This is a genomic window from Aeromonas sp. MdU4 (assembly GCF_041929505.1).
Lineage (GTDB): Bacteria > Pseudomonadota > Gammaproteobacteria > Enterobacterales > Aeromonadaceae > Aeromonas.
Genome location: NZ_JBHFMW010000031.1, coordinates 80,376 through 92,925, shown reverse-complemented (window position 1 = coordinate 92,925; position 12,550 = coordinate 80,376). Strand labels below are relative to the sequence as shown.

Below are 12,550 nucleotides of genomic sequence, written 5' to 3'. Positions count from 1 at the left end.
CTGATCTGTGGGGTCAACCGGTTAGGAAACTCCGCCTAACACCGCAACCAGCTCAGATCGGTGTGATGGTGGTGATATGGCCATCCCCATCCGGCGATTTGACGATCTGCACCACAACAATCCTGCTTGTGCCTGATTGAACACGGCCTGCGCCTCTGCCAGCGGCTTGTGCGGGTGGCCGCGGGTTCTGAACCTGCGCTTTCTCCCTCGTCAGCGCCCCGTATTCACTCTCCTTTACCACCCGGTTTGTCTTGCGACCATACCAGTGCCATTGGCATGAATATGCAGCGCAGTGACGCCATCGCCGCCCCATTCAGATTGGAGAGGGGCAAGGCGGTGCGGGATAGGTCAGAAAAAGAAGATCTGTGGCGCAAACGATTGAAAAAAGAAAAGACGCCGCAAGGGCGTCTTTTTTGCATTTTTATGCTCGAAGGGTAGAAGGGCGCGCGCCGCTTATTCCCATTCGATGGTTGCAGGCGGCTTGCCGGAGACGTCGTACACCACGCGGGAGATTCCGTTGATCTCGTTGATGATGCGATTCGATACGTGACCGAGGAAGTCGTACGGCAGGTGAGCCCAGTGGGCGGTCATAAAGTCGATGGTTTCGACGGCGCGCAGGGCAATAACCCAGTCATATTTGCGACCATCGCCCATGACGCCAACGGAGCGCACCGGCAGGAACACGGCGAACGCCTGGCTGACCTGGTTGTAGAGGTCGGCTTTGCGCAGCTCTTCGATAAAGACCGCATCGGCTTTACGCAGCAGATCACAGTACTCTTTCTTCACTTCGCCAAGGACGCGCACGCCCAGACCCGGGCCCGGGAACGGGTGACGGTAGAGCATGTCGTAGGGCAGACCCAGCTCGAGGCCAACGCGGCGCACTTCGTCTTTGAACAGTTCGCGCAGCGGCTCGACCAGACCCATCTTCATCTCTTCCGGCAGGCCGCCGACGTTGTGGTGAGACTTGATAACGTGGGCTTTGCCGGTCTTGCTGGCGGCAGATTCGATAACGTCCGGATAGATGGTGCCTTGCGCCAGCCAGCGAGCATTTTTCAGCTTCTTCGCTTCGTCGTCGAACACTTCAACGAAGACGCGGCCGATGATCTTGCGCTTGGCTTCCGGCTCGTCAACACCGGCCAGGGCGGAGAGGAAGCGATCTTCCGCTTCAACCTTGATGATGTTGAGACCAAAGTGATCGCCAAACATCTCCATCACCTGCTCGCCTTCGTTCAGACGCAGCAGACCGTTGTCAACGAAGACGCAGGTCAGGCGCTCGCCGATGGCGCGGTGCACCAGCATGGCAACCACAGAGGAGTCGACACCGCCGGAGAGGCCGAGGATCACTTCGTCGTCACCTACCTGCTCGCGGATGCGGGCAACGGCGTCGTCGATGATGGTGGCCGGGGTCCAGAGGCATTCGCAGCCACAGATGTCTTTAACGAAGTGCTCCAACATGCGGGCACCCTGACGGGTGTGGGTCACTTCCGGGTGGAACTGCACGCCGTAGAAGCGCTTGGCTTCGTTGGCCATGGCCGCGTGCGGGCAGGTCGGGGTCTGGGCGATGGTGGTGAAGTCGGCCGGAATGGTGGTGACCTTGTCACCGTGGCTCATCCAGACATCCAGCAGGGCATTGCCGTTGTCGGCGATGGCATCTTCGATGTTGCGCAGCAGGGCGCTGCTCTTGCCGGTGGCACCCAGCACTTCTACCTTGGCGTAACCGAATTCACGCTCGGTGGAGGATTGCACCTTGCCACCCAGCTGCTCGGCCATGGTCTGCATGCCGTAGCAGATGCCGAACACCGGCACACCGGCGTTGAACACATACTCGGGGGCGCGCGGGCTGTCTGCTTCGGTCACGGACTCGGGGCCGCCGGAGAGGATGATGCCGCTCGGATTGAATTCGCGGATCTGCTCTTCAGTTACATCCCAGGCCCACAGTTCGCAATAGACGCCGATTTCACGTACGCGGCGGGCGATCAGCTGGGTGTACTGGGAACCAAAGTCGAGGATGAGAATACGGTGCTGGTGAATGTCTTTAGTCATTTTATTCCTGCATCAGGCTGATGTTGTCACAAAGGGCACGGGATAAAAAAGGGGTGGAAAAACGGGGCGCAGGGCCCCGTTATATCAGCCCATCCGATAGTTGGGGGCTTCTTTGGTAATGGTCACATCGTGGACGTGGGACTCTTTCATCCCGGCGCCCGAGATGCGCACGAATTCTGCCTTGGTGCGCATGTCGTCGATGGTGGCGCTGCCGGTCAGACCCATGGAGGAGCGCAAGCCGCCCATCTGCTGGTGGATGATCTCTTTGAGGCGACCTTTATAAGGCACGCGACCTTCGATACCTTCCGGTACCAGCTTGTCGGCGGCGTTGTCGGTCTGGAAGTAGCGATCGCTGGAGCCCTTGGACATGGCGCCCAGAGAACCCATACCACGGTAGGATTTGAAGGAGCGACCCTGATAGAGCTCGATCTCGCCCGGCGCTTCTTCAGTACCGGCGAACATGGAGCCAACCATGACGCAGCTGGCGCCAGCGGCGATGGCCTTGGCGATGTCGCCGGAGAAGCGGATGCCGCCGTCGGCGATAACCGGTACACCTGTGCCTTCCAGCGCATCAACAGCGTCGGAGATGGCGGTGATCTGGGGCACGCCCACGCCGGTTACGATACGGGTAGTACAGATGGAGCCCGGGCCGATACCAACCTTGACGGCGTTGACGCCGGCAGCAACCAGCGCCTTGGCGCCAGCGGCGGTCGCCACGTTGCCACCGATGATCTGCAGGTCAGGATAGGCTTCGCGAGTGGCTTTGATGCGATCCAGCACGCCCTGGGAGTGGCCGTGGGAGGAGTCGATCAGCAGCACGTCAACACCGGCTTCCACCAGCGCAGCGACGCGCTCTTCGTTACCGGCACCGGCACCAACCGCGGCACCAACGCGCAGACGACCTTTGTCATCTTTACAGGCGTGGGGTTTGCGCTCGGCTTTCTGGAAATCTTTAACGGTGATCATGCCCTTGAGTTTGAAGTCGGCGTTCACCACCAGCACTTTTTCGATACGGTGCTTTTGCATCAGGGCAACCACCTCTTCACGAGGGGCTCCTTCACGCACGGTGACCAGACGATCTTTCTGGGTCATGATCTGTTCAACGGTCTGGGAGAGGTCAATCACGAAGCGCACGTCACGGCCGGTGATGATACCGACCAGCTTGTTGCCGTCAGTCACCACGGGGTAACCGGCGAAGCCGTTCTTGTGGCTCAACTCCTTGATTTGGGCAATGGTCATGTCAGGGCGTACAGTGACGGGGTCGGTCACCACGCCGCTTTCGTACTTCTTGACCTTGCGCACTTCGGCAGCCTGCTGCTCGATGGACATGTTCTTGTGGATAAAGCCGATACCGCCTTCCTGGGCCAGAGCGATAGCCAAACGGGCATCAGTCACTGTGTCCATGGCAGCGGAGATCATAGGGATATTCAGGCTGATGGTGGAGGTCAGCTTGGTACGCAGATCGGCAGTATTGGGAAGAACTTCGGAGTGGGCGGGAACCAACAGTACATCGTCGAAGGTTAACGCTTCTTTGGCAATCCTGAGCATGGCAATATCTCACCGTTGAGGAAGTGGGGGTGTAAAATATTGCCGACGAAGTTTACTCACCGATTGGTCACTGGTAAAGAAGTTTTTTGAATTTTTTATGGCGTAGCCCCCTTTTAGCGCGCCAAGTGGCTAAAAAACCAAGATAATCAGTACGAAAAACGCTTTTTAGCAGCAAAAAGATTTAGCAAAGTACGGTTTTATGCAAAAGACGTCTAATGGACTATCTCAGTGAAACGGCCTGCACTGCCGCAACCAACCCCATGGCAAGCGCTGTCCCCTCCCCTTTTTCGTCACCAGTCAGGCTCATCCAACCCGACCGCGCGGGGCCAGCTTAAATCCCACACTGATAAACGGCTCAAAATAGAGTGGTGAGCAATGGGTGTTTATATTTCAACCCCATGACACGATAGTTAACCAAAGCCTGTCGTTCACCACCGTTAATTCGGTTGCCCTGCTGTTGGGTTCTCTTTAAAATCATGAATAGTCCCGCCGGGGCGAAAACTATCTTACCTGTATTCATATATCATCGATATTTATCCTCAGTTTGTGCCGCCACCGGTACCGTTAGATTATTTTTCGCACCCGCCTGCCTTGGTTTTTAACATTTTCTTAAGATATGATTGATTTAGCAGGAAAAAATGCGAATTTTACTTATCTCTACCGCCTTTAATGGTCTGACCCAGCGCTTTTTCACTGAATTATCAGATGCTGGATACAAAGTATCCGTTGAGCTTCACCATGGCATTAATGAAAAATTGGTGGCAGGGGTCAAACTCTTCAAGCCGGATTTAATCATCTGCCCTTATTTAACACGGCATATTTCAGCAGAAATATATAATAATTATCCATGTATAATCGTTCACCCCGGAATTAAAGGCGATAGAAGTGCATCATCCCTGGATTGGGCCATTCAAAACGACTTAAGTGAATGGGGTGTTACGCTATTGCAGGCAAATGAAGAGATGGATGCAGGTGATATCTGGTCTAGCAAGACATTTCCTATGCGTTTAGCCACAAAAAGCAGCCTTTATAATCGAGAAGTCACTGAAACCGCAATCAAGTGTTTGTGGGAAGTGTTAACGTTCTTTGCATCTCCTGATTTCATACCAGAACCTTTGGATTATAACAACCCAAATGTGTCAGGAAGATTCCAACCCTTCATGAAGCAGGTCGACAGAGAGATCAACTGGGATACCCAGACAACCGATGAAATTATTCGCCATATATTAGCTGCTGATGGTTCACCTGGTGTTTTAGACGAGATTTATAGCAAACCGGTATATCTATACAACGTTCATAAAGAGCATAAATTAACTGGTGGTAAACCCGGTGATATTATAGCTATCGCAAATCAGGCGATCTGTCGTGCAACAATTGATGGAGCTGTTTGGATTGGCCATTTAAAACCGAAATTAGCAAATGGCGTGGCAGGAATAAAATTACCAGCCACCCGAGTATTGGCGGGCCTGTTACCCAAAGACGTTGATGACATCGCCATAGATTATACCAAAGAGGGAAAACAACTCCCTTGCCAGGAGATATGGTACTTACAGGAAGACCATATTGCCTACTTATACTTTGATGTTCACAATGGTGCCTTGAACACCCAGCAATGCCAACTGCTGTTAAAGGTATACAAACATGTAGCAACATTATCTGTAAAAGCGATAGTCCTCCTTGGCGGTGAAAATTATTGGTCGAATGGCATTCATTTAAACACTATTGAAGCAGCTGAAAACCCGGCTAATGAATCATGGCTAAATATTAATGCGATCAATGATATAGTTCAGCAACTTCTGGCTACAAACGATAAACTCACCATTTCCGCCATGGCGGGTAATGCAGGAGCCGGAGGGGTCATGCTCGCGTTGGGTGCTGACGTTGTTTTTGCTCGCCAGGGCGTTGTCTTGAACCCGCATTATAAAAGCATGGGAGGACTATATGGTTCTGAATACTGGACATATTGTTTGCCCAAGCGTATCGGCCATAAAAAAGCATTGGAGCTAACTGAACAATGCTTGCCAATCAGTGCCAACGTTGCACTGCAAATTGGCTTGATTGACAAGGTGCTCGACACTGAACACCATCTGTTTTATTCACAAGTAAAACACTTAGCCAGGACGCTGATTTCCGATCACGGTGCATTGCTGCAAATGCTAAACAATAAATCGGAAAAAAGAGCTGCCGATGAACTCAACCAGCCGTTAAGTTTGTACAGAATGGCAGAATTAAAAAATATGTATGCCAATTTTTATGGCTGCGATAAATATCATAAAGCACGGCAGCGATTTGTCTTTAAAATTGCGTGCAATGAAACGCCAGATAATATTGCCATTCATCGTCGAAAAAACAGTCTGGTTACCTGTGATTGAGATAACAGTGACCACTTTTGTATCCATCAGACATGTTTAGATGCATTTTTGCCACAGCAAGAACCGGTTCACTTACCTCCGGTTCTTGCTTATCATGACTAACATTCTGAATTGAAATGGAATTTCGTGATGAATCGAGAAGGCCATCAAGGACGCATGGCGATCACCCTGGCGGCACTTGGCGTCGTCTATGGTGATCTCGGCACCAGCCCGCTCTACGCCCTCAAGGAGTGCTTTGCCAGCCACATTGGCCTGCAGCCGGGCCAGCAGGAGATCCTCTCGCTTATCTCCCTCTTCTTCTGGACCATCATGGTGGTGGTCTCGTTCAAATATGTGTTGCTGGTGCTGAGCGCTGATGACAAGGGCGAAGGCGGGGTATTGACCCTCGCCTCGCTGGCCTCACGCCACCTCTCACCCCGCGCTCGCGCTATTGCCATGCTGCTTGGTCTGATCGGGGTGGGCCTCTTTGCCGGAGATGCGGTGATCACCCCCGCCATCTCGGTGCTCTCCGCCGTCGAAGGGCTTGAGGTAATTGCCCCGGATCTCGCCCCCTTTGTGCTTCCTGTGACCCTGATCGTGCTGGTGATCCTGTTTGGTGCCCAACATTACGGCACCGCAGGGATCGGCCAGCTGTTCGGCCCCATCATGCTGCTCTGGTTTGGCGTGCTAGCCCTGCTGGGGATACTCGAAATCGTGCAAAACCCGGTCATCCTCCAGGCCATCAATCCACTCTACGCCCTTGATTTTATTGTGGAGCGACCCGGTATCGCCTTCATTACCCTGGGAGCCGTGGTGCTCTGTGTGACGGGAACGGAGGCGCTCTATGCGGACATGGGCCACTTTGGCCGTGGCGCCATCCGGCTGGCCTGGGGCTCGCTGGTCATGCCCGCCCTGCTCCTTAACTATTTCGGTCAGGGGGCCCTGTTGCTGCGCAACCCCGCCGCCATCGAGAACCCCTTCTATCTGCTCGCCCCCTCCTGGCTCACTCTGCCACTGCTGGTGCTGGCCACCATGGCGACAGTGATCGCGTCGCAGGCGGTCATCTCCGGCACCTATTCAGTGGTGCGTCAGGCGATCCTGCTCGGCTACCTGCCCCGTCAGGAGATCCGCTACACCTCTGAACACGAGATGGGGCAGATCTATCTGCCGCTGGTGAACTGGTTGCTGCTGGGGGGAGTCATCATAGTGATCCTCTGGTTCCAGAGCTCCAGCAATCTGGCTGCCGCCTATGGCATCGCCGTGACCGGCACCATGGCGCTCACCGCCCTGCTGTTGATGGTGGTAGCCGCCACCCGCTGGCAATGGCCACGCTGGTTGATCGTGCTGATCGGCGCCCCGCTGCTGCTGGTCGACGTCACCTTCTTTGCCGCCAACACCACTAAGTTTTTCGCTGGCGGTTGGCTCCCCATCTTGTTTGCTCTGATCGCCATCGTAGTGATGACCACCTGGAAACGGGGGCGTGAACTGGTGCTCGACAAACTGGAGAACAAGTCGTTCGCCCTGAGCCGTTTTGTCAGCAACATGCTTGAGCACCCACCGCTGCGGGTACCGGGTACCGCGGTGTTTTTGTCACGCTCGGAGCAGGTGGTGCCCCATGCCATGTTGCATAACCTCAAACACAACAAGATCCTGCACGAACGGATCATTTTCCTCACGGTTCATATCAAGGACGAACCCTGGCTCGCCTTTCATGAGCGGGTCGAACTCAAACGACTTGGCGAAGGATTCTGGCAAGTGGTGGCCCATTTTGGCTACAAGGAGACCCCCGCCATGGAGGAGATTTTTCAGGCTTGTGCCCAGCACGATCTGAAGGTCTCGATGAACCAGACCTCCTTTTTCCTCTCCCACGAAAATCTGGTCAGCACCGATATTCCGGGCATGGCCCGCTGGCGCGAGGGGCTGTTTGTCTGGATGAATCGTAACGCCCTCAAGGCGACCGATTTTTTTCATATCCCTGCCAACCGGGTGGTGGAGCTGGGTGTTTTGCTGGAACTTTGACCCCCGAAGAACCCGCCAAAGAGCGTGTAAAAGCCCAGATTGGGCGATATCGGGGGCTCTGGCCGATAGAGGCTCGGCACCTGCCCCGTGCTGGGGTAAGATAGCGGCCATCGTTTTATCCCGGCCCCGCCGGGGCAAACCACAGGTACGCCATTGAACCGATTTACCCCATCCAGTGCGGCGAACGGCCGCGAGCAGCAGGTCTTTACCGTCACCCGCCTCAACAGCGCAGTGCGCATGATCCTGGAGCAGGATCTGGGGCTGGTGTGGCTGACCGGCGAACTCTCCAATCTGGCGATGCCAAGCTCCGGCCACTGGTACTTCTCCCTCAAGGACATGTCGGCGCAGGTGCGCTGCGCCATGTTCAAGGGTAACAACCGGCGGGTGGCGTTTCGCCCGCAGGATGGCATGCAGGTGCTGGTGCAGGCGCGGGTCTCCCTCTATGAGCCGCGCGGCGACTACCAGTTGATCATCGAGTCGATGCAGCCCGCAGGCGACGGTGTGCTTGCGCTGCGTTTTGAAGAGCTCAAGCGCCGCCTCGGGGCCGAGGGGCTGTTTGACGAGAGCCGCAAGCGGCCGCTGCCCCGCGAACCGCGCGCGGTGGGCCTTATCACCTCCGCCACCGGCGCCGCCCTGCACGATATGCTGACCGTGCTTAAACGTCGCGCACCGGATCTGCCGGTGTTTATCTATCCGACCCAGGTGCAGGGGAGCGCCGCCATCAGCCAGATCGTCGCGGCGATCGCCAAAGCGAACCAGCGCGCCGAGGTGGATGTGCTGATCGTCGGGCGCGGCGGCGGCTCGCTAGAAGATCTCTGGTGTTTTAACGAAGAGGCGGTAGCCCGCGCCATTGCCCACTCCACCATCCCGGTGGTGAGCGCAGTAGGCCATGAGGTGGATGTCACTATCAGCGACTTTGCCGCCGACTTGCGCGCCCCTACCCCGTCGGCCGCCGCCGAGCTGGTGGCGCCGGATCAGAGCGCCCGTGCCCAGCGTCTCGTTCACCTCAAGCAGCGACTGCTGCAGGCGATGAGTCGCCAGCAGACCGCCGCCCGCCACGATTTCATCCTGCTGCAAAAGCGGCTCGACCATCAGGATCCGAAACGGCGGCTGGAACAGCAATCCCAGCGCCTCGACGAACTTTCTGCCCGTTTGCAGCAACTGCTTCGCCAGCGGCTGCATCAGGGAGAGCGGCGCCTCGCCAACCTTGAGCTGCGCCTGCAAGGCAAGAGCCCGGAGCGCTTGCTGGCTGCTGGCAAGCGCCACCACCAGCTGGCCGAGGAGCGGCTCTATGCCCTGATTGCCAAGCGGCAAGACCTCGCCAGTCACCGCCTCGCCATGCTCACAGCTCGCCTCGACGGAGTGAGCCCGCTCGCCACTCTGGGTCGCGGCTACTCCATCACCCGCACCGCGCGTGGCGAGGTGATCAGCCGCGCCGATCAGGTCAACAGTGGCGACCAGCTCGTCACCACCCTGGCGCAAGGAAGCCTGCAGGTGCGGGTCGAGGAAATTATCAAAGACTCCGCGCAGTAGATCGGCTGGGTCAAACCACCAGCCAACGGGCTATCCAGCCCGGCTGTTGGCCCGTTAATCAACCAAACAAAAAGGCCACCACCGCAAACACGGTGGTGGCCTTTTTTATCGCGGGAGCTGTCGCCTGCTCAGCCCTTGGCGCGCCGCGCGACCAGGGTGAACTTGTAATCATCGCTCTTGAAGAAGTTGCGACTGAACTCGAACACGGTGCCATCTTGCAGGAAACCGCGGGAGACCTTCTCGATAATGGGTTTGGCGGGATCGATACCGAGCGCCTCCACCACCTGCGCCGAGGGGAGCACCGGAATGATCTCCTGCTCGCTGCGGTCGATCACCAGCTGCTTTACCTCCTCGATGTAGTGGTACTTGGAGCCCTGCATCACCGCATAGCTGAGATCGGGGAAGAGAGCGAGCGGCATCCAGGTCTCCTCCAGCGTCACCGCAATCTGGCGAATAAAGCGCACCCGCTTGACGTAATAGACCATTGCCCCTTCCAGCAGATTGAGTCGCTCGGCCAGCTCGCTGCTCGCCTTGATCACCTCGAAGGCGAGAATGTCGCTGTGGGTCTCGGCTGCCGGATCGGTCACCTTCTCATAGAGGCTGGTGAGCTGATAGATGTCGTAGTTCACCTTCTCCTGCCGCACGTAGCTGCCGCTGCCCTGAATGCTCTCGATGACGTTGAGTTCGGTCAGCTGCTTGAGCGCCTGACGCACCGTCACCCGGCTCACCCCGAACTGCTCGCGCAGCTCGGCTTCGGTGGGCAGGGCATCGCCGGGAGCCAGCTCCCCTTGCGCAATCCACTGCTGGATGGTGTCGGCTATCTGGCGATACATGGGTTTTTTCGACACGAAAGGCCACCTCGTCGGCTCTGCGCCATGATAAATGGAAGAGGCGCCATTCTACCCCACTTGCCCGGCAGACAAAACGGCTCAGCCTCATTTGACCTAACAAATCACCTTGACCAAACAATACAAAAACAATACAAATAACGAATTGTATGATACCACTCACAAAAATCAGTCGGCCGGTTTGTTAGCATCGCTGTCACTTTCACCATGACGGCTTGCTGGCAAGCCAACCTGACAGAGGATCATCATGAATCTGACCAGTCTTACCGGCCCCCATCTCATCACGTTGCAAACCCGGTTTGCCGATCGGGATGCGGCCATTCATGCCCTGGCTGATCGGCTCGATCAGGCGGGCAAGCTGCACGACAAGGCCGCCTTTCTGGCCGCAGTCATGGCCCGCGAGGCACAGGGCCCCACCGCCCTTGGCGAAGGGCTGGCAGTGCCCCACGGCAAGTGTGATGCAGTACGCGAAGCGGCCTTTGCCGTCGCAACCCTGAGCGAGGAGCTGGGCTGGGAGGGGATCGATGGCCCCGAGCCGGTCAACCTGATCTTCATGCTGGCGATCCCGACCGATCAGGCGGGCTCTACTCATATGCAGTTGCTCACCACCCTCACCACGGCGCTGGTGGATGACGATACCCGCGAGGCGGTGCTGGCGGCCCAGAGTGCCGAGCAGCTGATGGCGCTGCTCGATGGTGAAGGGGATAGCGACAAGCAACCAGCAAAAGAAGACAAGTTAGATACAAACCAACCCACTGTGGTCTGTGTCACCGCCTGTCCGGCGGGGATCGCCCACACCTATATGGCCGCCGAGTATCTGGAAAAAGCGGGGCGCAAGCTGGGCATTCGGGTACTGGTCGAGAAGCAGGGTGCCAACGGTATCGAGGACCGCCTGCCGCAAGAGGCGCTCAATGCTGCGGTAGCCTGCATCTTCGCCGCCGAGGTGGCCATCAAGGAGCAGGAGCGTTTTGCAGGCATTCCCCGGATCGAGACACCGGTGGCCGAGCCCATTCGCCATGCCGAACGGATCCTGAATGATGCGCTGGAAGCAGCCAAGGCCGGACGCACAGCCCCGAAACCCAACCCCGGTCAGAACGACGCGCCGACCGGCAAAAAGGTGAGCCTCAAGACCGAGCTCAAGCAGGCACTGCTGAGCGGCATCTCCTTTGCCGTGCCGCTGATCGTGGCGGGCGGTACCGTGCTCGCCGTCTCTGTGCTGCTGGCCCAGATCTTCGGCCTGCAACATCTGTTTGATACCGAGAACTCCTGGCTCTGGATGTACCGAAAACTTGGCGGCGGCATGCTGGGTACCCTGATGGTGCCGGTGCTGGCGGCCTATACCGCCTATTCGCTGGCAGACAAACCGGCGCTGGGCCCGGGCTTTGCGGCTGGTCTTGCTGCCAACATGATTGGCTCCGGTTTTCTCGGCGGCGTGGTCGGCGGCCTGATCGCCGGTTACCTGATGCGCTGGGTCAAGCAGCATGTACGCCTCGGCCCCAACTTCAACGGCTTTCTCACCTTTTACCTCTATCCGGTGATCGGCACTCTGGTGGCGGGCAGCCTGATGCTGTTTGTCATCGGCCAGCCGGTAGCATGGCTCAACAATAGCCTCACCGAGTGGCTCAACGGCCTCTCCGGCACCAATGCGCTGGTACTCGGCGCCCTGCTCGGCTTTATGTGCTCGTTTGACTTGGGTGGCCCGGTCAACAAGGCGGCCTACGCCTTCTGCCTCGGCGCCATGGCCAACGGGGTTTACGGCCCCTACGCCATCTTCGGCGCGGTCAAGATGGTCTCGGCCTTTACCGTCACCGCCTCCACCCTGCTGGCGCCACGCCTGTTCCAGACCTTCGAGATCGAGACCGGTAAATCGACCTGGCTGCTGGGGCTGGCGGGGATCACCGAGGGTGCCATTCCGATGGCCATCGAAGATCCGATCCGGGTGATCGGCTCCTTCCTCGCAGGCTCGGTCGTCACCGGCGCTATGGTGGGAGCCATGGGGATTGGTCTCTCCACCCCGGGAGCCGGCATCTTCTCCCTCTTCCTGCTCCACGATGGCGGCCACGGCGCCCTGATGGCTGCCGCCGTCTGGCTCGGTGCGGCGCTGGTGGGCACCCTTATCTCCACTCTGGTGCTGATCGGCTGGCGCCGTCACGCCATGCAGCGCGGCACCTATCAGGTGGTCGCCACAGAGTAAGGCTCATCTTCACC

General features: G+C 57.3%; 7 protein-coding genes. 4 read left to right on the top strand and 3 right to left on the bottom strand.

Annotation, left to right across the window (positions count from 1 at the left end; all coding sequences use genetic code 11):
• Positions 1-453: 453 nt before the first annotated feature.
• Entirely contained in the window at positions 454-2,043 is a 1,590-nt protein-coding gene (gene guaA, locus ACE1BR_RS18865) for a glutamine-hydrolyzing GMP synthase (RefSeq protein WP_374872991.1), read from the bottom strand.
• Between the two features lie 84 nt (positions 2,044-2,127).
• Positions 2,128-3,591, bottom strand: a complete 1,464-nt coding sequence (gene guaB, locus ACE1BR_RS18860) for an IMP dehydrogenase (protein ID WP_182932456.1) — start codon at positions 3,589-3,591, stop codon at positions 2,128-2,130.
• A gap of 638 nt (positions 3,592-4,229) precedes the next feature.
• On the opposite strand from guaB, the gene ACE1BR_RS18855 reads away from it, so the two are divergent.
• The 3 genes from ACE1BR_RS18855 (at position 4,230) to xseA (ending at position 9,494) form a co-directional block, all read left to right on the top strand.
• Positions 4,230-5,963 (top strand): hydrogenase maturation protein, encoded by a 1,734-nt coding sequence (locus ACE1BR_RS18855; protein ID WP_374872989.1) that lies wholly within the window; start codon positions 4,230-4,232, stop codon positions 5,961-5,963.
• 129 nt (positions 5,964-6,092) lie between these two features.
• The gene (locus tag ACE1BR_RS18850) at positions 6,093-7,961 is read left to right on the top strand and encodes a potassium transporter Kup (RefSeq protein ID WP_374872987.1); all 1,869 of its coding nucleotides are present in this window, start codon (positions 6,093-6,095) and stop codon (positions 7,959-7,961) included.
• A gap of 153 nt (positions 7,962-8,114) precedes the next feature.
• Entirely contained in the window at positions 8,115-9,494 is a 1,380-nt protein-coding gene (gene xseA, locus ACE1BR_RS18845; protein ID WP_374872985.1) for an exodeoxyribonuclease VII large subunit, read from the top strand.
• A 128-nt stretch (positions 9,495-9,622) separates the two neighbouring features.
• Here the strand turns inward: xseA and ACE1BR_RS18840 are convergent, their stop codons facing one another.
• Positions 9,623-10,342: a GntR family transcriptional regulator gene (locus ACE1BR_RS18840; protein ID WP_374872983.1), complete on the bottom strand. Its 720-nt coding sequence runs from the start codon at positions 10,340-10,342 to the stop codon at positions 9,623-9,625.
• Between the two features lie 247 nt (positions 10,343-10,589).
• On the opposite strand from ACE1BR_RS18840, the gene mngA reads away from it, so the two are divergent.
• A complete protein-coding gene (gene mngA / locus ACE1BR_RS18835; protein ID WP_374872981.1) occupies positions 10,590-12,536 on the top strand; it encodes a PTS 2-O-a-mannosyl-D-glycerate transporter subunit IIABC in 1,947 nt (648 codons plus the stop codon).
• Positions 12,537-12,550 lie beyond the last annotated feature (14 nt).

Coding starts and splice junctions, on each gene's coding strand:
- guaA (WP_374872991.1), bottom strand. CDS start 2,043: ATGACTAAAGACATTCACCAGCACCGTATTCTCATCCTCGACTTTGGT.
- ACE1BR_RS18850 (WP_374872987.1), top strand. CDS start 6,093: ATGAATCGAGAAGGCCATCAAGGACGCATGGCGATCACCCTGGCGGCA.
- guaB (WP_182932456.1), bottom strand. CDS start 3,591: ATGCTCAGGATTGCCAAAGAAGCGTTAACCTTCGACGATGTACTGTTG.
- mngA (WP_374872981.1), top strand. CDS start 10,590: ATGAATCTGACCAGTCTTACCGGCCCCCATCTCATCACGTTGCAAACC.
- ACE1BR_RS18855 (WP_374872989.1), top strand. CDS start 4,230: ATGCGAATTTTACTTATCTCTACCGCCTTTAATGGTCTGACCCAGCGC.